The 20,536-nt window shown below is 72.8% G+C and carries 19 protein-coding genes and 1 pseudogene; 10 read left to right on the top strand and 10 right to left on the bottom strand.

Going from position 1 to position 20,536, the window contains the following annotated elements:
• Positions 1-99 precede the first annotated feature (99 nt).
• The 4 genes from fahA to HDA43_RS26130 all read right to left on the bottom strand — a co-directional run bounded on the left by fahA (position 100) and on the right by HDA43_RS26130 (position 4,106).
• Positions 100-1,233 carry a fumarylacetoacetase gene (gene fahA / locus HDA43_RS26145; protein WP_179826044.1) on the bottom strand — a complete coding sequence of 378 codons (1,134 nt, stop codon included), beginning with the start codon at positions 1,231-1,233 and terminating at the stop codon, positions 100-102.
• Positions 1,234-1,255: 22 nt separating this feature from the next.
• Positions 1,256-2,194 carry a hypothetical protein gene (locus HDA43_RS36090; RefSeq protein WP_312873539.1) on the bottom strand — a complete coding sequence of 313 codons (939 nt, stop codon included), beginning with the start codon at positions 2,192-2,194 and terminating at the stop codon, positions 1,256-1,258.
• Positions 2,176-3,345, bottom strand: coding sequence for a homogentisate 1,2-dioxygenase (locus HDA43_RS26135; RefSeq protein ID WP_179826042.1), 1,170 nt, complete (start codon positions 3,343-3,345; stop codon positions 2,176-2,178). Before HDA43_RS26135 ends, HDA43_RS36090 begins: the two co-directional genes overlap by 19 nt.
• 134 nt (positions 3,346-3,479) lie before the next feature.
• The gene (locus tag HDA43_RS26130; RefSeq protein WP_179826040.1) at positions 3,480-4,106 is read right to left on the bottom strand and encodes a TetR/AcrR family transcriptional regulator; all 627 of its coding nucleotides are present in this window, start codon (positions 4,104-4,106) and stop codon (positions 3,480-3,482) included.
• 84 nt (positions 4,107-4,190) lie between these two features.
• Here HDA43_RS26130 and HDA43_RS26125 point away from each other — a divergent pair, with 84 nt between their 5' ends.
• Entirely contained in the window at positions 4,191-4,919 is a 729-nt protein-coding gene (locus HDA43_RS26125; protein ID WP_246424510.1) for an SDR family oxidoreductase, read from the top strand.
• Between the two features lie 30 nt (positions 4,920-4,949).
• On the opposite strand, the pseudogene HDA43_RS26120 reads toward HDA43_RS26125, so the two are convergent.
• Positions 4,950-5,918 (bottom strand): annotated as a pseudogene (locus HDA43_RS26120) (helix-turn-helix transcriptional regulator); the annotation flags it as partial.
• Positions 5,919-5,979: 61 nt separating this feature from the next.
• On the opposite strand from HDA43_RS26120, the gene HDA43_RS26115 reads away from it, so the two are divergent.
• Positions 5,980-6,600, top strand: a complete 621-nt coding sequence (locus HDA43_RS26115; protein ID WP_218912421.1) for a DinB family protein — start codon at positions 5,980-5,982, stop codon at positions 6,598-6,600.
• A 74-nt stretch (positions 6,601-6,674) separates the two neighbouring features.
• Positions 6,675-7,028: a VOC family protein gene (locus HDA43_RS26110; protein ID WP_179826038.1), complete on the top strand. Its 354-nt coding sequence runs from the start codon at positions 6,675-6,677 to the stop codon at positions 7,026-7,028.
• Positions 7,029-7,042: 14 nt separating this feature from the next.
• Here the strand turns inward: HDA43_RS26110 and HDA43_RS26105 are convergent, their stop codons facing one another.
• A complete protein-coding gene (locus HDA43_RS26105; protein ID WP_179826036.1) occupies positions 7,043-7,675 on the bottom strand; it encodes an IclR family transcriptional regulator in 633 nt (210 codons plus the stop codon).
• 250 nt (positions 7,676-7,925) lie between these two features.
• On the opposite strand from HDA43_RS26105, the gene HDA43_RS26100 reads away from it, so the two are divergent.
• The 3 genes from HDA43_RS26100 (at position 7,926) to HDA43_RS26090 (ending at position 11,938) form a co-directional block, all read left to right on the top strand.
• On the top strand, positions 7,926-9,311 hold the full coding sequence (locus HDA43_RS26100) for a hypothetical protein (RefSeq protein WP_179826034.1): 1,386 nt from the start codon (positions 7,926-7,928) through the stop codon (positions 9,309-9,311).
• A 626-nt stretch (positions 9,312-9,937) separates the two neighbouring features.
• Positions 9,938-11,053 (top strand): FAD-dependent oxidoreductase, encoded by a 1,116-nt coding sequence (locus HDA43_RS26095; protein ID WP_179826033.1) that lies wholly within the window; start codon positions 9,938-9,940, stop codon positions 11,051-11,053.
• A 33-nt stretch (positions 11,054-11,086) separates the two neighbouring features.
• The gene (locus tag HDA43_RS26090; RefSeq protein WP_179826031.1) at positions 11,087-11,938 is read left to right on the top strand and encodes a L,D-transpeptidase family protein; all 852 of its coding nucleotides are present in this window, start codon (positions 11,087-11,089) and stop codon (positions 11,936-11,938) included.
• Positions 11,939-12,162: 224 nt separating this feature from the next.
• On the opposite strand, the gene HDA43_RS26085 is transcribed toward HDA43_RS26090, so the two are convergent.
• Positions 12,163-12,363 (bottom strand): EF-hand domain-containing protein, encoded by a 201-nt coding sequence (locus HDA43_RS26085; RefSeq protein WP_179826028.1) that lies wholly within the window; start codon positions 12,361-12,363, stop codon positions 12,163-12,165.
• Between the two features lie 1,183 nt (positions 12,364-13,546).
• On the opposite strand from HDA43_RS26085, the gene HDA43_RS34510 reads away from it, so the two are divergent.
• The 3 genes from HDA43_RS34510 to HDA43_RS26075 all read left to right on the top strand — a co-directional run bounded on the left by HDA43_RS34510 (position 13,547) and on the right by HDA43_RS26075 (position 16,496).
• Positions 13,547-14,308, top strand: a complete 762-nt coding sequence (locus HDA43_RS34510; RefSeq protein ID WP_218912419.1) for a hypothetical protein — start codon at positions 13,547-13,549, stop codon at positions 14,306-14,308.
• Between the two features lie 86 nt (positions 14,309-14,394).
• Positions 14,395-14,574 (top strand): hypothetical protein, encoded by a 180-nt coding sequence (locus HDA43_RS34505; protein ID WP_218912418.1) that lies wholly within the window; start codon positions 14,395-14,397, stop codon positions 14,572-14,574.
• Positions 14,575-14,843: 269 nt separating this feature from the next.
• Complete coding sequence (locus HDA43_RS26075) at positions 14,844-16,496, top strand: alpha-amylase family protein (protein WP_246424509.1); 1,653 nt, start codon at positions 14,844-14,846, stop codon at positions 16,494-16,496.
• A gap of 97 nt (positions 16,497-16,593) precedes the next feature.
• Here HDA43_RS26075 and HDA43_RS26070 read toward each other — a convergent pair whose 3' ends face one another.
• Positions 16,594-16,971, bottom strand: a complete 378-nt coding sequence (locus HDA43_RS26070) for a TetR family transcriptional regulator C-terminal domain-containing protein (RefSeq protein ID WP_179823447.1) — start codon at positions 16,969-16,971, stop codon at positions 16,594-16,596.
• Between HDA43_RS26070 and HDA43_RS26065 the strand changes: the two genes are divergently transcribed.
• The gene (locus HDA43_RS26065; protein ID WP_218912417.1) at positions 16,960-17,613 is read left to right on the top strand and encodes an SDR family oxidoreductase; all 654 of its coding nucleotides are present in this window, start codon (positions 16,960-16,962) and stop codon (positions 17,611-17,613) included. The genes HDA43_RS26070 and HDA43_RS26065 overlap by 12 nt on opposite strands.
• A 148-nt stretch (positions 17,614-17,761) precedes the next feature.
• On the opposite strand, the gene HDA43_RS26060 is transcribed toward HDA43_RS26065, so the two are convergent.
• Entirely contained in the window at positions 17,762-18,130 is a 369-nt protein-coding gene (locus HDA43_RS26060; RefSeq protein WP_179826025.1) for an HPF/RaiA family ribosome-associated protein, read from the bottom strand.
• Between the two features lie 680 nt (positions 18,131-18,810).
• Positions 18,811-20,268 carry a hypothetical protein gene (locus HDA43_RS26055; protein WP_179826023.1) on the bottom strand — a complete coding sequence of 486 codons (1,458 nt, stop codon included), beginning with the start codon at positions 20,266-20,268 and terminating at the stop codon, positions 18,811-18,813.
• Positions 20,269-20,536 lie beyond the last annotated feature (268 nt).

Raw genomic sequence — 20,536 nt, 5'->3', positions numbered from 1 at the left:
GCGCGGGCCGCGCCCGCGGGACGCGGCCGGATCCCGCGGGGCGCGGACCGCGGGATCCGGCCTCCCCCCTCGCGCGGACCGGGGTCCGCGCGAGGCGGCTCACCGGGCCGGCCGGACCGTGCCCGACACCTCTCCGAGAGAGATCACCTCGCCGCCCGGCCCGGGGGCGGTCGCGGAGATGGTGACCGTGTCCCCGTCCTCCAGGAACGAACGGACCGAGCCGTCGGCCAGCTTGATCGGCTCGGTGCCGTTCCAGGTCAGCTCGATGAGCGAGCCCCGCTGGTCCGGCTCCGAGCCGGAGACCGTGCCGCTGGCGTACAGGTCGCCGGTGCGCAGGCTCGCGCCGTTCACGGTCATGTGGGCGAGCATCTGGTCGGGCGTCCAGTACATCTCCCGGTACGGCGGGCGGGAGACGACCTCGCCGTTCAGCCGGACCTCCAGCGTCAGGTCCAGTCCCCAGGGCCGCTCGCGGCGCAGGTAGCCGAGCGGCTCGGGGTCCTGCTCCCGCCCGGCGACCCGGGCCTCCGACAGCGCCTCCAGCGGGGTGATCCACGGCGAGACCGAGGTGGCGAAGGACTTGCCGAGGAACGGGCCCAGCGGGACGTACTCCCACGCCTGGATGTCGCGGGCGCTCCAGTCGTTGACCAGCGTCACGCCGAACACGTGGTCCTCGAAGCGTCCCGCCCGCTCGCCCAGGCCGGTCGGCGTGCCGACGACGAAGCCGAGCTCCGCCTCGATGTCCAGCCGTGCCGAGGGGCCGAACGTCCCGGCGCCGCGCTGGCCGGAGGGCCGCACGATCGGGGTGCCGGACGGCACGACGGTCCCGGCCCGGCCGTGGTAGCCGACCGGCAGGTGCCGCCAGTTCGGCTTCAGCGGCTCGTCGTCCGGGCGGAAGATCCGGCCGAGGTTGGAGGCGTGCTCCAGCGAGCAGTAGAAGTCGACGTAGTCGGCCACCTCGAACGGCAGATGCATCCGCACCTCCGCGAGCGGGACGAGATACGCGGTGACCGCCGGGTCGTCGCTCAGCCTGTTCTGGATCAGCGTCCGGGTCTCGCGCCAGGCGGTGACGCCGCGGGCCATGAACGCGTTGAGCGACCCGGTGGCGAACACCTCGTCGTGCAGGGCCGCGGCGAGGTCCAGCACGTGGTCGCCGTACCGCACGCCGACGCGCGGGGTCTCACCCTCCCTCCGGGTGAAGACCCCGTAGGGCAGGTTGGAAAGGCCCCAGGACATTACGCTTCCTCCTCTTTCTTCGTCATCGGGTCGGCGGCTCTTCCCTCGTCGCCGGGTCGGTGGCCGCGCCGGCCGCCCCGGTCCCGTACCCCGTCGCGGCCGGCTGCGCACCGATGAGCCCCAGGGCGGTCAGGTCGTCGATCGGCGTGCTCGTGCTGCACGAGCCGTAGGAGACCAGCAGCCGGCGGGCGCGCTCGGCGGTGCCGTCCGGTACGGCCTGCGCGAGCCGGACCAGCTCGCCCACGTCGGTGGTGGTCAGCACCGGGACCGGGTCGCGGCCCTCCACCGCCGCGCAGACCCCGAGGACCAGGTTGAGGAAGCCGTGCCGGTCGGTGCCCAGCCCCGGATGAAAGTGGCGGACCGCGTTGTGCAGGCCCGCCGTCGCCTTGAACGGGATGCCGCGCTCGGCGCAGTGGGTGATGAAGGCGCCCAGTTCCCGCGGGGTGGGGAAGGCCGCCGCCGTCAGGCCGCCGCACCTGATCTTCAGCCCGACCCCGGGCGGCGGGTCGATCGGCAACTGTGCCGCGGTGACCTCGACGAACTGCCGCGCCGGGATGTCCAGGGTGACCGCCCGGCCGCCCGGCACCTCGACCAGCTCGACGGTGAGGCCGTCGAGCGGCGGGACCTCGGGGGTGTCGAGGATCAGCCCGAGCCGGATCGGCTCCGCCACCCGCCCGGCCCGGCCCGTACGGCCCGCTTCGTCCGCCCGCTCGGTTCGGCCCGCCTGGTCGGCTTCGGCCGCCCGGGGACCCGCGCCGGGGAATCCCGCCTGCTCCAGGTGGGCGCGCAGCTCGGCGAGGCGGCTCGCCGGGCACAGGAACCGGTGGGTGAGCACCGGGCTGCCCGCGTCCAGGTCGTCGCGGTGCCGCCGGAGCGCGTCGGCCATCGGCAGCGCCGTGGGCGGGAACAGCCCCGCGTCGTCGACGAGGGCCTCGAAGAGGCTCATCGTGCCCAGGTCCACGCGTAGGCGGGGTCCTCGACCGACAGGGCGGCCGGCCCCAGGTCGAGCGGGCGGAAGGTGTCGACCATCACGGCCAGTTCGCTGGTGGTCGAGTGGCCCTGCCGTACGGCCTCGATGACGGCCTCGACGGCGCCCGGCTGCGGGCCGTGGGTGAACCCGGCCGGGTGCAGCGAGATGGAGCCGACGTCGATGCCCGAGCCGCGGCGCGCGGTGTAGTCGCCGCCCGCGTAGAACATCAGCTCGTCGGAGTCGACGTTGTGGTGGTTGTAGGGGATCGGGATGGCCTCGGGGTGGAAGTCCAGCGGCCGGGGGCAGAACGAGCAGATCACGAAGTTCGGGCCCTCGAACGTCTGGTGCACCGGCGGCGGGGCGTGGGTGAGCTTCACGATGGGCTCGAAGTCGTTGATGTTGAACGCGAACGGGTACAGGCAGCCGTCCCAGCCGACCACGTCGAACGGGTGGTTGCGGTAGACCAGCCGGGTCAGCCCGCCGCGGGTGCGGACCAGCACCGGCACCTCCTCGCCCTCGACGATCAGCGGCTCCTGCGGGCCGCGCAGGTCGCGCTCGCAGTAGGGGGCGTGCTCCAGGAACTGCCCGTGCTTCGACAGGTAGCGCTTGGGTGGCCGGATGTGCCCGGCGGCCTCGATGGTGAAGGCCGTGACCCGGCCCTCGGGCACCCAGCGGTGGATGGTCCCGGTCGGGATGACGACGTAGTCGCCCTCGCCGGCCTCGATCACGCCGTAGGTCGACTCGAACCGGACCCGGCCGCTCGCGATGTAGACGCACTCGTCACCCATGGAGTTGCGGTACAGCTCGCTGGGCGTCTCGGTCGCGACGTACGACATGCGGACGTCGGCGTTGCCCGCCAGCAGCCCGCGCCCGGTCACCAGGTCGCCGTTCACCGGGAGGTCCTGGGTGCGGAAGTGCCGGGGCGACAGCGGCAGGTTGGGCGTCAGCGCCGTCGCCGCCGTGGGCTCGACCGCCTCGGACTTGAGGATGGCCGTGGGCAGGTGCCGGTGGTAGAGGAGAGACGAGTCGCTGGAGAAGCCCTCCTCGCCCATCAGCTCCTCGGCGTACAGCCCGCCGTCGGGCCGCCGGAACTGCACGTGTCGCTTGCGGGGGACCTCTCCCACCATGCGGTAGTACGGCATGCGCCTCTCCGAGCCTGCAGATGGTGACACAGTATGTCCGCTTATCGGACACTACTGTCCTTTATACGTACAACCTTCCGCCACCGGTCCGGGCCCTGTCAAACATGCCCGGCCGTGCCCCGCCTCCGGCGCGGTCAGCCGGGCTCGCCGGGCGCCCGCCGTACGGCCTGCGCCGTCAGCGCCCCGGCCAGCTCGGTGGCGGACGCCTCGGTGAGGGGGGCGTGACCGACGAGGATCCGGTACCAGAGCACGCCGAACGCCTGGTCCACCAGCAGGTCCGGGTCGGTGCCCGAGGCGGTCTCGCCGCGTTCGGCGGCCCGCTCGAACAGGCCCCGCAGCGCGCTCCGCCGCCGGGCGAGGAAGCTCCGCGTCGCCTCTCCCATCTGGGGGTCGAGCTGCGCCTCCACCATCACCTTGCGCAGCAGACGGGCCATCGTCGCCTGTCCGGCGAGGTGGAACGTCGCGCGCAGGAACGTCTCCAGGTCTCCGGCGAGCGTCCCGGTGTCGGGCGGTGGGATGTCCAGGTCGGCGCGCTCGGTCATCGCCTCCAGCAGGACGGCCCCCTTGGAGGGCCACCAGCGGTAGATGGTCTGCTTTCCCACCCCCGCCGCCGCCGCGATCGTGTCGATCGTCACCGGCGCGTCGTCGTCCCGCCCGATCAGATCCACGACGACGTCGAGGATCGCCCGCCGTGCCGCCTCGTTGCGCCGCCGCCCGGTGTGCGGGCGGCGGGCGGCCTGATCACCGCTGCCGGTCTGCATGTCCTGATCCTACTTGACGAGACTCTTAGTCTCGGCAATGATTTGTCGAGACTCTTGGTATCGACAAATCGAAGGGAGCGACCCATGTCGCTGTCCGGACGGCGTTCGCTGGTGATGGGCGGCAGCTCGGGGATCGGTGAGGCCGTCGCCAGGCTCTTCGCCGAGCGGGACGCCGAGGTCGTCATCACCGGCCGCGACCCCGTACGGCTCGACGCGGCGGCCGGGCGGATCGGTGGCAAGGTCACCGCGCGGCGGGTGGACGGCTGCTCGTCCGAGGAGGTGAGCGACTTCTTCGCCGAGGACGTCCGGTACGACCACCTGGTGCTGGCCCTCAGCGGCGGTTCCGGCGCGGGGCCGTTCGCCACCCTCGACCTGGACGGCCTGCGCGACGGGTTCGAGCGGAAGGTCTGGCCGTACCTGCGGATCCTTCAGGCGGCGCTGCCCCGGATGACCGAGGGCGGATCGGTCACCCTTCTCACCGCATCCTCGGCGCGGGCGGCTCTGCCCGGCACCGCCGGCCTGGCCGCGATCAACGGCGCGCTGGAGGCGATGGTCCCGCCGCTGGCCGCCGAGCTGGCCCCGCTGCGGGTCAACGCGGTCTCACCCGGCGTGATCGACACCCCGTGGTGGTCCGGCCTGCCGGAGGAGCGGCGGGCGGCGATGTTCGCCGAGTACGCCGCGGCCCTGCCGGTGGGGCGCGTCGGCCGGCCCGAGGACGTAGCCGAGGCCGTCCTGCTCGTCGCGACCAACGGGTTCATGACCGGAGAGGTCGTTCCGGTCAACGGCGGTCTCGGCCTGCGGACCGGCCACTGACCCCGGAACCCGTCCGCGGAACCCGTCCGTCGGCCGGACCGGGGCGGCGCGGGTGAGGCGGCCGGCGGTGGCGCGGACGCGGTCGGCCAGCTCGGGCGGGTCCAGCACCTCGAACTCCACGCCGATGAGGATCAGGTGGGCGACCAGGGCGTCCAGGGAGTCCGATCCGGTGGTCAGCAGGCACGTCCCGTCGGTGAGGTCCTCCAGGACGCCGACCGTCGGCGGCACGTGCCCGGCGACGGCGTCCGCCGGGGCGGCGAGCCGTACCCGGGCGGTGAAGGCGTAGGGGCCGGTGGACACGGAGGCGGCGACGAACGCGGCGGCGTCGGGAGGTTCCCGCGGTGTGAAGCGGGCTCCCGTCGGCCGCAGCGCGCCGATCCGGTCGACCCGGAAGGTGCGCCAGTCGTCGCGCACGAGGTCCAGGGCGACGAGATACCAGCGCTGCCCGGCGTGGACGAGCCGGTACGGCTCCACCGTACGGTCGCTGGGGACGCCGGAGGCGTCACGGTAGGCGAACCGCAGCCGTTCCCGGTCGCGGCAGGCGCCGGCGAGCGTCGACAGCGCCGCGGAGTCCACGGCCGCGGCCCGTCCGGGCAGGTGCACGGTCGCGGCGTGCAGCGCGGTCAGGCGGCGCCGCAGCCGAGCCGGGAGCAGTTGCTCCAGTTTGGCCAGCGCCCGGACCGAGGTCTCCTCCAGTCCGGTGACGGCGCCGCCGGCCGCCAGGCGCAGCCCGATCGCCACCGCGACTGCCTCCTCGTCGTCGAGCAGCAGCGGCGGCAGCGTGGCCCCGGCCTCCAGCCGGTATCCGCCCGCCACACCCGATGTGGCGCTGACCGGGTAGCCGAGCAGGCGCAGCCGTTCCACGTCGCGCCGGACGGTGCGGCGGGTGACGCCCAGGCGCGCGGCGAGCTCGGCGCCCGGCCAGTCCCGGCGCGACCACAGCAGGGACAGCAGCTTCAGCAGCCTGGCGGAGGTGTCCAGCGCCGGTGTGTGGGACATGGACCGAGATTGCCAGAGATCGAGGACCGATACGGTCCCCGATCGTTCGTATCGTCCCGCCATGACTCATCCCGGTACGACCCTGGACTGGAACGACCTGCTCTCCGACCAGCTCGACTGGCACTGGCGGCACCACCTGCGGCCCCGACTCGACGGCCTGACCGACGAGGAGTACCTCTGGGAGCCGGTGGCCGGCTGCTGGAGCGTACGGCCCCGCGGCGACGGCGCCGCGTCCGGCGCCATCGGGAACGGAGACTTCGTGATCGACTTCGTGCGCCCCGAGCCGAGTCCGCCGCCGGTGACGACGATCGCCTGGCGTCTCGCCCACATCATCGTGGGGGTCCTGGGGGCGCGCGCCGCCGCGCACTTCGGGGGACCCGCCGTCGAGTACCCGACCTTCCCCTACGCCGGTACGGCGGGCGAGGCTCTGAGGCAGCTCGACGAGGTGTACGCCGCCTGGGCGGACGGCGTGCGGGAGCTCGGCGCCGAGGGTCTGTCCCGGCCCTGCGGCCCCGCCGAGGGCCCGTTCGCCGACCACCCCATGGCCGCGCTGGTCCTGCACGTCAACCGCGAGGTCGTCCACCACGGCGCGGAGACGCTGCTGCTGCGCGACCTCTACCGCGACACCCCGGGGGCTCGGGCGCGCTCCCGCCCCGAAGAACCGGCGGCCTCGGAGCGGTGACCGAGTGGAGCGATGGATGACGGTGCGATTCACGGACGAAGTATCTTGATATCAAGATATAGAAAGGAGTCGTGATGCTGCACCACGTCCAGCTCGCCTGCCCGCCGGGGAGCGAGCCCGCCCTGCGGGACTTCTACGGGGGAGTGCTCGGTCTGGCCGAGATCCCCAAGCCACCCGTCCTGGCCGCGCGGGGCGGCTGCTGGTTCCGCGGGCACGGCATCGAGCTGCACCTCGGCGTCGAGGAGGACTTCCGCCCGGCGCGCAAGGCGCACCCCGGCCTGCTGGTCCGCGACCTCGACGGGTGGGCCCGGCGCCTGACGGAGGCGGGTCACCCGGTGACCTTCGACGACGACTTCCCGGGAATGCGGCGCTTCCACAGCGAGGACCCCCACGGGAACCGCCTGGAGTTCCTCGAACCGATCGCCTGACCCGGCGGGTTCCCTCAGGCGAGGGCGCGGCCCAGCTCGGCGGCCGCGGCGGCGACCCGGGGGCCGACGGCCGCCGGGTCGAGCGGAGTGAAGGCGACGACCCCGACGGACGCCTCCAGCCAGGGCAGGCCGGTGACGGGCGCGGCCACGCCGCGGGCGCCTTCCTGGAGCTGGCCCTCGGTGACGACATAGCCGGTACGGCCCTGCCGCAGGGCGAGGATGGCGTGCCCGGCCGCGCCCCGGCCGAGCGGGTGGCGGGACCCTTCGCGGTAGGCGACGTGCATGTCGGTCCAGGAGGGCTCCACCACCGCCACCGCCAGGCCGTCGTCCCCCTCGGCCACGGTCAGGTGCGCCGTCGCGCCCACCTCCTCGGCGAGCCCGCGCAGCGTCGGCAGGGCGCCCTCGCGGAGCAGCGGCTGTACGGCCCGCGCCAGCACGAGCACCCCGAACCCCAGGTGGACCCGGCCGTCGCCGCCCCGGCGGACGAAACCCTCGTTCTGGAGCGTGGTGAGCAGGCGGTAGACCACCGGGCGGCTCAGCTCCAGCTCGGTCGCGAGCTCGGTGGGGGTACGGCCACGCCGGCCGTCGGCCAGCAGGCGGAGCAGCCGGAGACCGCGCTCCAGGGTCTGTGAGGACTCGGCCGCCATCAGCGGGCCCGCCGTACGGGGATCATGCTTCGATTATCGGCGCCCCGCCGCCGGGCGGCCGGGCAGGGCGGTGCCGGTCCGCGATCGGGACGGCCGGGCGGTGCGGAAACGGTCCGGGCGGCTGCGTGCGGGGCGGGCCGGTGGGGCGAGGGGGAGTCTGCTGACTTCCTGACAAAACCTGTTGAGATAGGGATGATCCGGATAGAGTGCCAAACGATCGTTTTGACCGGCTTCACCCGGGAGCTTAAGAATGCGACTCACTCTGCGGCGAACCCTGGCCGTCGGCGCCATGCTCACGGTCATCGGGGCGGTGACTCCCGCGGTCGCCGCCTACTCCCAGGACGATCCCCGGAGCTGCAACGATCTGCTGAGCGCCGACGCCCCGGCGTACGTGGTGTGCCACTGGCTGGCCAAGCCCGACGAGGCCCTCGACATCGCGAAGTTCTGGCTGAAGGACGACGGCGCCAACCTCAAGGACGCCACCCCGCTGCAGGGCAAGTTCATCGACTGCTCGGCCCCCGGCAACTACTGCGCGGAGCTCCAGGGCGACGGCGCGGTCGGCGATGACGGCTCCCCCTGGCCGGAGGGCGCCGAGGACGGCGGGACCCCCGAGTGCGAGGGCGGCCGGCAGTGCTCGACCGACGGGCACGGGATCGGCGGCGACGGCAGCGTGACCGGGCCCGACAACGGCAGCTTCACCGGCCCCGGCGGCACCGGCGCGAAGACGACGGCCACCCCGGCGACCACCCAGGGCACGCAGGGCGCCCAGCCCGCCGTACAGGCTCCCACCGCCCAGGAGGTGACCGCGGCCGCGCAGACCCCCACCGGCCAGGCGGTGACCGCCGCCCGGAGCGGTGGGCTGCGCGTCTGGCTCGACACCGAGCTGGCCGACGACTGGAAGGCGGGCCCGGCGAACTTCGCCGCGGCCGTCAAGCGCGTCGCGGCGCTGGCCGCGCGGCCCGAGGTGACCGGGATCCGCTTCACCTCGCAGCTCGGCTACAACAAGACGTTCGCGACGGACGCCGAGGTCACCGCCTTCGTCGCCGGCGCGTCGGCCGCGCTGCGCCAGGCGGCCCCGGGCAAGCGGCTGGGCGTCCACACGGTCGTCCCCGAGTTCGCCTGCGGCGCCGACGCCGCCTGCAAGACCGAGATGACCAAGCGGTACCCGCTGCTCACCCCCGAGAAGGTCGAGGGCTACGTGAACGCGGGGCGCCTCGACCAGCTCTCCCTGGACACCGGCCTGCTGTACGGCGGCTACCAGACCTGGAAGATCGACGCCGAGCAGGCGCACCGCAACCAGTGGATCCAGGTCCGCGCCCGCGCCTGGGACGTCCTGACCCAGGTGGCCGCCGAGGAGACCGGCGTCGTCGGCCAGGTCGCCCCCGAGCAGGTCGCGATGCGGGTGTCCGCGCCGGTCAAGGACGGCGCCGCCCAGCAGGTGAACCTCTGGACCCGAGTCCGGACCGCCCAGGGCACGGTGAACCGGCTGACCGCCTGGGACGAACTGAAGAAGCTCGCCCCGGTCCAGCGCCGCATCGCGGCCATCTACGACCCGGCCACGCCGGAGACCGACGCGGCCGGTGACCTGAAGAAGCTCGCCGAGGTCGTCAGCCAGGTCTACCTCACCACCGCCTGACCGCCGCCTCACCACCGTCCGACCACCGTCCGACCACCGTCCGACCACCGTCCGGGCGTCGCTCCGGCGGACCCGGCGGCGGATCGGCGGCTGACCCGGGACGCCCCGCCGGCTCTTCGGCGGGGCGTCCGTCATGCGGGGCCCAATCCCCTCCTTGCCGCCAGGATCCCGTACAAGCGGGATTCACCCGGCCGCCTCCGCCCATCGATACCACCGGGGGCGAATAGGCGAGCTTGCCGAGCAACGCAGGCAATCTCCCCCCTTGCGCCCGGACCGGGAGCCGTGCATTCCTGCGGCCGTGCCAAAAAAGCGTCAACCTTCCACCCGGCCGATGGCGCCGATCGGCCGGTGAAGGTCGGCCCGGGACCGATCGGCCGTCATCGGATCATTCGGCGGGCCGCCGGGGTTACCCGCGTCCGGTCCAGGCGATCTCTCTGATCGTTCATCGTTCGTCCTGGTTCCGTGGCCGTTCGCGGGATTTCCCGGACACGCCGACGCTCCGGGGGGCGTCGGCGCCCGGATCTACCCTTGGAGCGTTTGAGTGGGACGGCGGGGCGGCTTTTTCGCGGCCGGTCGCGCCGAAATACCGGTCGATCCGGGAGAATCCAGGAAGAAGGCGTTCTCAGGTGCGCGCGAATTCGGAGAGAATACTCGTTGTCGGGGCCGGTGTAAGCGGATTGACGACCGCGTTGTGTCTGGCCAGAGAGGGTTTCCGGGTCACCGTCGTCGCGGACAGGTTCGCGCCCGACATCGTCTCGGTCGTCGCGGGGGCGTTGTGGGAGTGGCCGCCCGCGGTGTGCGGGTACCACCACGACGAGATATCGCTCGCCCGGTCCAAGGACTGGTGCCTCACCTCGTACCGGATGTTCGAGGAAATGGCCCGCGCCAAGGTGCCGGGGGTGGCCATGCGGAGATCCAATTTCTATTTCCGGCACCGTGTCGAGGAGAACCCGCACGATCTGCACAAGATGCGGGAGCTCGCCGGGAAGGTCCGCGGTTTCCTCCGCGACCCGGCGCTCGCCGAGCGCAACGGCGTGAACCCCGACTACGGTGTGGTCGACGCCTACTCCCACCTGGCGCCCATGATCGACACCGACCGGTACATGGTGTGGCTGATGCGCGAAGTCGTCCGCCACGGTGTACGGGTGGTACGGCACCGCGTCGAGGGCCCGCTGGCGGCCCGGCGGGACGAGCTGTGCGAGCGGTTCGGCGCCGGACTGGTCGTCTGCTGCGCCGGGCTCGGCACCGCCGAGCTGCGCGGCGTCCCCATGTACCCGCTGCGCGGCGCGCTCGTCCGGGTCCGCAACGGCGGCCTGCGCGGCCCCCGGATCGAGGAGGCCCACTGCGTCTCCCACGACGAGCGCCACGACGAGCAGGACATCGTCTTCATCGTCCCGCGGAACCAGAATCTCCTCGTTCTCGGCGGGCTGGCGGAAAAGGACGAGTGGGACACCGGAATCGATCTGGAGAACCACGCCCCCATCCGCGAGATGTACGAGCGGTGCCTCGCGTTCATGCCCGCGCTGCGCCGCGCCAGGATCGACCCCGACGAGCCGGTGCGGGTCGGCCTGCGCCCGTTCCGCAGCGAGAACGTCTGCCTGGAATGGGACGAGGAAGACCAGGTCGTTTACAACTTCGCGCACGGCGGCGCCGGATTCAGCTTTTCCTGGGGGTGCGCCCGGGAGGCCGTCGGACTGGTGCGGACGGCCGTCGAGGAGCGGCGATACTCGCGCTCTTTCTGAGAGTTCTCCTCTTACCGCGGATGGGCGTGGAAAATGCGAAAGACCATTAGCTGCCTGCTGACGGCGAACGCGGCTCTCCTGCTGGCGGCGGTCCTGCCGTTCCGGCTCTCCCCCGGCGACGTCGCGCAGTCGCGTCCTCCGGTGCCCGCGGGCTCCGCGGGCTCGCCGGAAGTCCCCGGCGCCCCGGGTGCCCTGGCGGCCCCGCCGGGGCGGCCGGTCTCCGGCCGCGGGCGCGCCGCCGTGAGCCTCCCGGTCCTGCGGCCCGGCGCGGAGGGGACGATCGTCCTCGCGGTCCGGCGGAGGCTGAGCCGGCTGGGCTTCGACGAGGGCCCGCCCGGCCCCACGTACGGCCCCGCCATGCGCGCGGCCGTGTGGGCCTTCCAGAAGGCGAACGGGCTGCCCCCGGTCAACGAGGTGGACGGCCCCACCTGGCGCGCGCTCGCCCACCCCGCGCGGATCAGACCGCTGGTGCCGTCCGGCGGTCCCACGCGGGTGGAGATCGACCTGCGCCGGCAGTTGCTGACCGTGTGGCGGAACGACAGGCCCGAGCTGGTCACCCACATCTCCACCGGGAACGGCGAGCACTACTGCGAGAAGGGCCACTGCGGGGTCGCGGTCACGCCGACCGGCGACTTCCGCGCCTGGCTGCGGACGCCCGGGTGGACCAGCGGACCGCTGGGCGACCAGTTCTACACGGTCTACTTCAACGGCGAGATCGGCTTCCACGGCTCCGAGAAGGTGCCCCGGCACCCGGCGTCGCACGGATGCATCCGCATTCCGCTCCACAACGCCAGGCCGATCTACGACATGATCCGGCCCGGGGACCCCGTCTACGTCCGCAGGCCCGGCCCGGCCGACGAGCGGCCGAAAAGCCACCGGACCTGAGAACGGAGTACGGAATGTCCGGGGCGAGGAGGATATGGGCATGCGGCCGCCGACGAGCGGTGGTTCCGGCAGGTGTCACGGTCCGGAGAGCCGGGAATGGACCTGAACTGCGTCCGGTCCGTGGCTGGCCCGTCGTGGCCTGCAAGGGGGATCCGCGGGCCGGGCGCCCATCCGCGCCCGGCGCGACCGGCGGAGAGCGGGGAGGGACGGCGCGTCCCTCCGGCCTACCGGAGATATCCAGCGAACTCCTCAAGCGAGATGAGCCCGTCGCCGTCCTGGTCGAGCTTGGCGATGGCGGCACGAGCCGTCTCGGGGGTGACCGGCTGGCCGAGCACCTCCATGAGGCGGGTGAACTCCTCAAGCGAGATCAGGCCGTCACCGTCGACGTCGATGATCTTGAAAGTCGTCGCGTAGTCGTTCGTCATGGGTGCGTCCGCCTTCCGGAAGCGGGGGATCGGGCGTCAAGCACATTAGCGGGCGATCGCGGCCCTGGGGAGACCGTGGGTCCGCAGCTTCCCCGTCGGGAGTCCCCGCCGGGGGGCGGCAACGCTTCCGTCCCGCTTCTATGGAGCGTTTCCCTTTCAGGATGATGTGCGGCTTTATGGCTTTTTAACGACTTCACCGATGTTGTCGGCATCGGGCGCGATAAGGCATTTGGCGGAGCTGGTCAGTCGTTAAGGAAATCTGCTTTTATTCGACGTTTTGCGGGGGTGATGGGTAAAGAAACGCGCTCTCCTTGTCAGGTGTGTCAAACGATTCCGGGGGACACTGTTTCCTGATTCTCCGCCGTGGTTCAAAAGTGCCCGCACCGGGTTTTTTGCGAGCGCCGGAAGAGTAGAGAAGACGTCGTGGCTACCCTTATGAAAAGCGTCCTGGCGAGCGGTGCACTCGCCGGGGCCGTCCTCGCCCAGGCGTCCGCTCCGGCGTTCGCCGACACAGCACCCAAGCAGGTGCCGAAGCAGGTGCAGAGCAGCAAGGGGGGTCCTGACCCCTTCTGTGACGACAGCCCGCTCATGGTGACCTTCCACTCGTTCTGTACTTCGTCGTGGGGTACGGCGGTGCCTCGTCCCGCCCCCACCCCGCCGGCGGCCGCTCCCGCTCCCGCTCCGCCCGTGGCGGCAGGCAACTACATCCTGCTGTGCAGGTGGCTTCGTCTTCCCGAGTCCCTCTGTGCCGTTCCCCCCGGTCCTCCCGGACCGCAGGGCCCGGCCGGACCGCAGGGCCCGCCCGGACCGGTCGGTCCGCAGGGCCCGGTCGGCCCGCAGGGTGACACCGGTCCGCAGGGCCCGGCAGGTCCGCAGGGTCCGTCCGGTCCGTCCGGTCCGGCGGGTCCGGTCGGCCCGCAGGGTGGCGTCGGTCCGCAGGGCCCGGCGGGTCCGCAGGGCCCGGAGGGCCCGGCCGGTCCGCAGGGCGAGTCCGGACCCGAGGGCCTGCCCGGCCTTCCGGGCCCGCAGGGCGAGCGCGGTCCGGCCGGCCCGGCTGGTCCCGCCGGCCCGCAGGGTCTGCCCGGGCTTCCCGGTCCGCAGGGTCCGGAAGGCCCGATGGGTCCGATGGGTCCGATGGGCATGACCGGTCCGCAGGGTCTGCCTGGGCTTCCCGGTCCGCAGGGTGAGCCTGGTCCGGCGGGTCCGCAGGGTGACACCGGTCCTCAGGGCCCGCAGGGTGAGCCTGGTCCGGCGGGTCCGCAGGGTCCGCAGGGTGACACCGGTCCTCAGGGTCCGCAGGGTGACACCGGTCCGGCCGGTCCGCAGGGTCCGCAGGGTGATGTCGGTCCGCAGGGTCCGGAGGGCCCGGCCGGTCCGCAGGGTGACACCGGTCCGCAGGGTCCGCAGGGTGATGTCGGTCCGCAGGGCCCGCAGGGTGAGCCCGGTCCGCAGGGTCTGCCTGGTGACATCGGCCCCGCTGGTCCTCAGGGTCCGCAGGGTGACACTGGTCCGCAGGGTCCGCAGGGTCCGCAGGGTGACACCGGTCCGGCCGGTCCTCAGGGTCCGCAGGGTGACACCGGTCCTCAGGGTCCGCAGGGTGATGTCGGTCCGCAGGGCCCGCAGGGTGAGCCCGGTCCGCAGGGTCTGCCTGGTGACATCGGCCCCGCTGGTCCTCAGGGTCCGCAGGGTGACACTGGTCCTCAGGGCCCGCAGGGCGACGTCGGTCCGCAGGGTCCGCAGGGTGATGTCGGTCCGGAGGGTCCGCAGGGCCCGCAGGGTGAGCCCGGTCCGCAGGGTCTGCCTGGTGACATCGGCCCCGCTGGTCCTCAGGGCCCGCAGGGCGACGTCGGTCCGCAGGGTCCGCAGGGTGAGCCCGGTCCGCAGGGTGACGTCGGCCCGATCGGTCCACAGGGTCCGATCGGCCCGCAGGGTGACATCGGCCTGACAGGTCCGCCCGGACCCGAGGGGCCGCAGGGCCCGCCCGGACCCGAGGGGCCGCAGGGCCCGCCCGGACCCGCCGGGACATCCGGTGTGACCGGTCTGCAGGGCCCCGTGGGGCAGGTGACCGTGGTCTATCCGCCCAAGCAGGTCGTCTACCCGAGGACGATGGTGTACACCCGGCCGGTGTTCTACACCCGTCCCGTCGTGGGGGTCGTCCGGGCCTACCCGGTCGGCGCGGTCTGCACCACCGCGATCGTCCCGTTGTGCTGATCCCACCGCCCTGAGCGGGGACATCCCGCTCCACCGGCCGTGCGAGGCGCCGGAGGGCCCTGTGAAGGGCCCTCCGGCCGACGGGTCGCACACGTGACCGGCACGCCGGCGGAGTGGGCGGGCACCGGACGAACGGGAAGGCGCGGGCTTCACGGTCCGCGCCATTCCCATGCGATCCGGGCTCCACGGCTTTTCCATGCGGGGCCGTACTCCGCGACCCGCGCTTTCCTCATGAAATCGTCAAGCGGGGGTAGTGCGGATGCATGCGAATGACCTACACAGCCGACCTGTGGTGGAAGAACGCCGTCGTCTACTGCCTTGACGTCGAGACCTACAAGGACGGCAACGGTGACGGCATCGGCGACTTCCGGGGACTCGCCCAGGAGGTCGACCATCTCCACCGGCTCGGGGTGACCTGCATCTGGCTGATGCCGTTCTTCCCGACCGAGGACCGCGACGACGGCTACGACATCACCGACTTCTACTCGGTGGACCCCCGGCTCGGCACCCTGGGCGACTTCGTGGAGTTCATGCGCACGGCCAGGGACCGGGGGATCCGGGTGATCGCCGACCTGGTGGTCAACCACACCTCCGACCGGCATCCCTGGTTCAAGGAGGCCCGGTCCAGCCGCGACTCGGCCAAACGGGACTGGTACGTCTGGCGCGACGAGCCCGAGCCGTTCGATCCGAAGGCGATCGTCTTCCCCGACAAGGAGGACAGCGTCTGGGAGCTCGACGAGAAGACCGGGCAGTACTACTACCACAGCTTCTACCGCTTCCAGCCGGACCTGAACACGGGCAACCCCGAGGTGCGCGACGAGATCGCGCGCATCCTCGGGTTCTGGATGGAGCTGGGGCTGTCGGGGTTCCGGGTGGACGCGGTGCCGTTCCTGATCGAGGACATCAACGGTGACCCTCACGAGTTCCTGGCCGACCTGCGCGCCTTCATGAACCGCCGCGACGGCTCCTCGATCCTGCTCGGCGAGGTGAACCTGCCCTACCCCGACCTGATGAAGTACTTCGGTGACGGCAACGGCGACGAGGTCACCCTGTGCTTCGACTTCATCGCCATGCAGCGGTTCCACCTGTCGATGGCCCGCGAGAACCCCCGCGTCCTGGCCGAGGCGCTGCGCGAGCGGCCCGAGCCGCCCGACGACTCCCAGTGGGCCATGTTCGTCCGCAACCACGACGAGCTGACCCTGGACAAGCTCACCGACGCCGAGCGGCAGGAGGTCTTCGACGCTTTCGGCCCGGACAAGGACATGCAGCTGTACGGCAGGGGCCTGCGCCGCCGCCTCCCGCCGATGCTCGACGGCGACACGCGCCGGCTCAAGCTGGCCTACAGCGTGCTGTTCAGCCTGCCGGGCACGCCGGTGCTCTTCTACGGCGAGGAGATCGGCCTCGGCGAGAACCTGGCGGGCGAGGGCCGGATGGCCGTCCGGATCCCGATGCAGTGGTCGCCCTCCGGCGGCTTCTCGCCCGACCCGAAGGTCTCCGTCCCCTCCCCGGACGGGAGGTTCGGCCCGCGCAACGTCAATGTGAGCGACCAGCGCCGCGACCCGGACTCGCTGCTGCACTGGATGACGCTGCTGATCGAGCGCTACCGCGAGTCCCCGGAACTGGCCTGGGGCTCCTACGAGGTGCTCGACACCGGGGACGACGCCGTACTGGCCCACCGGGCCGACGCCGAGGGCGGCACCGTGGTGGCGGTGCACAACTTCGCCGGCCGCGAGGCGGAGGTGGAGCTCGTGCTGAAGGACCTGGGCCACTGCGACGTGCTCGTCGACCTGCTGGTGGACGGCACCCAGGAACTTCCCCCGGACGGCCGGGTGAGGTTCACACTGGAGCCGTACGGCACGCGCTGGCTTCGCGCCACCACGCGCGACACGGCGCCGGAGGACAGCTCGGCAAAGAACCAGTGACCCCGGCCCGGCCGCCCGGACCGACCGGTCCGCCCGGTCCCGGCCGTCCGGGGTGGTCGCCCCGGACGGCCCGGTCGCCCCGGGCCGCCCGAGCCGGTCAGTCCGCGCGGCCGGGTCGCTCCGCGTCGTCCGGGCCGGGTCCGCCGCGGTCGCCGTCTCCCGCGGGCCAGGCGAGCATGGCCAGGTCGGCGACGCGCTCCAGCTCCTCGCGGCCGGCGCCGTCGCGGGCCTGGGTGGATATGCCCTGGAGGACACCGGCGTAGAAGGTCGCCAGCGCGCCGACGTCGGTGTCCTCGGGAAGCCGGCCCGCCGCGACGTCCCCGGCGATGCGCTCGGCGATCGCCGCCTTGCCCGCCTCTCTGAGCCGGCGCAGGCTCTCCTGTACGTCCGCCGACCCCGGCCCGCAGTTGACCGCCGCGCTGATCACCAGGCAGCCGGGCGGGTGGGACGGGTCGGTGTGCGGGTGGCCGTCCACTACGGCAGGGACGAGGTGGCGGCCAAGGAGACGGTGGAGGCCATCACCGGGGCCGGGGGCCGGGCCTTCGCCGTACGGGCCGAGCTGGGTGTGCCCGGAGACGTGGACACGCTCTTCGCCGCGCTGGAACCGGAGATCGACGGACTGGACATCCTGGTCAACAACGCCGGGGTCAACGCCTCGGCGTCGATCGAGGAGCTCACGCCCGAGCTGTACGACAGGGTGTACGCGGTGAACGTCAAGGCGCCGCTCTTCATCATCCAGCGGGCGCTCCCGCTCATGCGGGACGGCGGGCGCATCGTCAACATCACCTCGGGGGTGACCAGGATCGCCCTCCCCGGGACCATCGCCTATACCGGGACCAAGGGGGCGATCGAGGTGATGGGCCGGACCCTCGCCAAGCAGCTCGGGCCGCGCGGGATCACGGTGAACTCGGTCGCCCCGGGGTTCGTCGACACCGACATCAACGCCGACTGGCTGCGCGGCGACCCCGAGGCCCAGGCGTACGCGGCGGGCTTCGCGGCCCTGGGCCGGGTCGGCACGCCCGAGGACGTCGCCGACGTGGTGGCCTTCGTCACCTCCGCCGACGCCCGCTGGGTCACCGGCACGACCCTCGACGCCACCGGCGGCTCCGCCCTCTGAACCCGGGCCGGCGCCCTCCGCCGTCCGGATCCTCCGAGCGGACGCCGTCCGGTCCCCGGCCGGGCGCTCCGGGCGGGTCGCCGCCCCGATCTCCGGCCGCCCCGATCACCGGCCGGGCCGTCCCCGGCCGGTCGGCGGGCCGGCGGTGTCAGGGGCGGCGCTGCTGGTGACGGTCCTGCCGGGGGTCGCGCTTGGTCTTGAGCTTGTCGAGCTGCTGCAGGAGGTCGTCGCGGACCTCGTTCAGCGCCGAGGTCATGTCCTCCTCGCCGGAGGTCGCCACCAGCGGGTCGGCGCCCGCCAGCCGGCACTCAAGGGTGACCTTCTGCTCGGCCCGGTCGCGGTTCTTGACGTTCAGCAGCAGGTCGACCGAGCTGAGCGGGTGGGAGCGCAGTCGCTTCTCCAGCGGGGTGAACCGTTCCACGATCCCGGGGCGCTCGTCGTCGGCGAAGCCCCTGCCGAGGTAGAGCCGCTCGTCGACGATGTTCACCTGCTCCTCGCCCGCGCTCTTCATCGTCATATGTCCTCCTACCAGCTCTGTGTCTTCTCATCATGTGGTCCGCCGGTCAAGGGGACTCGTCTCCGGCGCCGCGCCGTGCGTCGCCGTCGTCCCGGCCGTTCCGCACCGGACCACCGTCGTTCCGGCCGGGCCGTACCCGGCCGTCGGCGGTTGTGCTGGCCGTACCCGGCCGTCGGCGGACTATGCGGGCCGTACCCGGCTGAGACACCGGGCGGGTTCCGGGGTCGCGCGCGGCGCCGGACGGGCCGCGGGGCCGGGCGCGGAGCCGGGCCGGGCCGGGTCCGATGCGACGTCATCCCGGTAGACGCATATGCTTCCCATGGCTGGAACCAGGTATTGAGCAGGACCTAAAAGGAGAAATTGACCGTGTACAAGGAGTTCGCAGTCGAGGCCGTGGTGTGGCTGATCCCCGTCATCGTGCTGCTCGGCCTGGCACTCATGATCACTTCTGGCTGACCCCGGCACGGCCGGAACCCCCGGATCCCGGCACGACCGGGATCCCCTGACCCCGCGGAGCCGCCCGGTTACGGCGGGAGCGCCCGCCGCGCCCGCCCCGGGACGCCCGTTCCGGAACCCGGCCCGGGAGAGCCACGCCGGGACATCCGCCCCGGGACACCCTTCTCGCGAAGCCCTGTCACGCCGCCCGCCTGCGGCGGGGCCGTAGCCGGGGTGTCCGGGGCTCATCTCCGCACCCGCCGCAGCACAGGCCGGAGGACCTCCGCCCCCTCCCGTACGGCGAGCGCGGCGGCCAGACAGGCGAGCGGGATGACCGGCAGGACGTAGCGGTGGTCGAAGTCCAGCACCGCCACCGGACCCACCAGCAGCCCCGCCGCCACCGCCCACGGCAGCATCACCGAGCGCCACCGGAAGACCGCCCCGGCCGCGCCCGTCAGCAGGATCGCCGCCAGCATCGGGCCGCGCAGGTAGGCGGGGTACTGGTAGGCGACCAGGAAGTCCGCGTACGGCCGGACCGAGTAGAGCCCCCGGATACCGGGGTCGTACTCCCGCCTGACCTGGTCGATCAACGGTTGGGCGGGCAGCGCCCAGTCCCCGAGCGCGAAGCCGAAGGCCGCGTTGACCCGCTTGGGGTGGGGGACGGGGGTCCAGGGGAAGGCGAGCGAGGTGTCCTTCGCCACTTCGCGGAGATAGTCGAGCGGCTGGGCGGCGATGGCGCGCAGCGCGAACGACCGGGCGAGCGCGTTGTGCGAGAACCGATCGCCGGGAAGCCGGTTGAGCGAGGCGCCGGGGGCCCACACGTACTCCGACGCCGCGTCCACGACCGTGCCGTTGGGGCAGAGCCGCGCCTCCTCGGCGGGAGGGTGGATCACCGAGCAGTCGGCGAACGTCATGGTGCGCGCCCACAGCGCCACCCCGTCCGCGCCGCTGAGCGCGAACGCGCCGTGGTGCGCGCGGTACCAGCCCGCGTAGGCGGCGAGCGGGAGTGTCCCGGCGAGCGCCAGGGCCGCCAGCGGGCGCCACCCGGCCCGCCGTACGGCCAGCACCAGGAGGACCAGGACGAGCAGCGGCAGCGCGATCGTCCTGGTGAGTGCCGCCGCCGCGAACAGCAGGCCCGCCACCGCGGCGGCCCGCGGCGACAGCCTGGGCGACCACATCAGCGCGGCCACCCCGGTGACGATCAGGAAGATGACCTGCATGTCCGACAGCACCCCGTGCTCCAGCCGCAAGAACGACGCGTCGAACAGGGCCGGCACGGTCGCCAGGGACGCCCCCCATCCGGGCAGGGACCTGCGGCGCAGCAAGGCGTAGATCACCGCCCCGGTGGCCAGGCCCAGGAGATGCTGAACGGCCGCGATCACCGTCACGCTGTGGAACGGCCACAGGGCGCGCAGCAGCAGCGGATAGCCGATCGGGTGGAACGACGCGGACGGCCGCAGGTGGACGGCCATGTCGAGGTAGGTGAAGGAGTCGTACCAGTACAGCTGCGCGGGGCGGTAACCGAGCATCGTGATCACGCGCAGCGCGGCGGCCAGGACGAGGACCACCGTGAACACGCGGTGCCGGGCGAGCGCGCGGCGGACGGCGACGAGCGCGTGACGGGCCGCGGCGAGCGGGCGGCGGACGGCGGTGGACGGGCGGAGCGGCCGGGGGGCCGTTGCCGGGCGGGTGTCTGTGAACATGCGGGGTCCGATCGTCTTTCCGGGCACGCCGGAGCCGGGTACGCCGGAGCCGGGTACGCCGGAGCCGGGAATGTCGAAGTCGGGTACGCCGGGGTCGGGTACACCGGGGTCGGGCGTGCCGGAGGTCGGGCGTGCCGCGGTCGGGCATGCCGAGGAGAGCGCGCGGCGCGGAGCCGGCGCCGTGAGGGAACGCGAGGAAAGGGGCGCCCGGCCGCGGGGCCGCGGAGGGCGAGAGCTCTCCGGGGAGCAGGAGGGCGGCGATCCCCGG

This window comes from Streptosporangium sandarakinum (assembly GCF_013409935.1).
In the GTDB taxonomy this organism is placed as follows: domain Bacteria; phylum Actinomycetota; class Actinomycetes; order Streptosporangiales; family Streptosporangiaceae; genus Streptosporangium; species Streptosporangium nondiastaticum.
Note: the sequence above shows the minus strand (reverse complement) of the source record. Positions and strands in the feature narration are given on the sequence as shown.

Excerpts from the sequence above, each read along its gene's own strand:
- HDA43_RS26130 (WP_179826040.1), bottom strand. The coding sequence starts at position 4,106 with ATGCAGACCGGCAGCGGTGATCAGGCCGCCCGCCGCCCGCACACCGGG.
- fahA (WP_179826044.1), bottom strand. The coding sequence starts at position 1,233 with ATGTCCTGGGGCCTTTCCAACCTGCCCTACGGGGTCTTCACCCGGAGG.
- HDA43_RS26105 (WP_179826036.1), bottom strand. The coding sequence starts at position 7,675 with ATGGCGGCCGAGTCCTCACAGACCCTGGAGCGCGGTCTCCGGCTGCTC.
- HDA43_RS26090 (WP_179826031.1), top strand. The coding sequence starts at position 11,087 with ATGCGAAAGACCATTAGCTGCCTGCTGACGGCGAACGCGGCTCTCCTG.
- HDA43_RS26125 (WP_246424510.1), top strand. The coding sequence starts at position 4,191 with ATGTCGCTGTCCGGACGGCGTTCGCTGGTGATGGGCGGCAGCTCGGGG.
- HDA43_RS26085 (WP_179826028.1), bottom strand. The coding sequence starts at position 12,363 with ATGACGAACGACTACGCGACGACTTTCAAGATCATCGACGTCGACGGT.
- HDA43_RS26100 (WP_179826034.1), top strand. The coding sequence starts at position 7,926 with ATGCGACTCACTCTGCGGCGAACCCTGGCCGTCGGCGCCATGCTCACG.
- HDA43_RS26055 (WP_179826023.1), bottom strand. The coding sequence starts at position 20,268 with ATGTTCACAGACACCCGCCCGGCAACGGCCCCCCGGCCGCTCCGCCCG.
- HDA43_RS26115 (WP_218912421.1), top strand. The coding sequence starts at position 5,980 with ATGACTCATCCCGGTACGACCCTGGACTGGAACGACCTGCTCTCCGAC.
- HDA43_RS26075 (WP_246424509.1), top strand. The coding sequence starts at position 14,844 with ATGACCTACACAGCCGACCTGTGGTGGAAGAACGCCGTCGTCTACTGC.
- HDA43_RS26060 (WP_179826025.1), bottom strand. The coding sequence starts at position 18,130 with ATGACGATGAAGAGCGCGGGCGAGGAGCAGGTGAACATCGTCGACGAG.
- HDA43_RS26110 (WP_179826038.1), top strand. The coding sequence starts at position 6,675 with ATGCTGCACCACGTCCAGCTCGCCTGCCCGCCGGGGAGCGAGCCCGCC.
- HDA43_RS26135 (WP_179826042.1), bottom strand. The coding sequence starts at position 3,345 with ATGCCGTACTACCGCATGGTGGGAGAGGTCCCCCGCAAGCGACACGTG.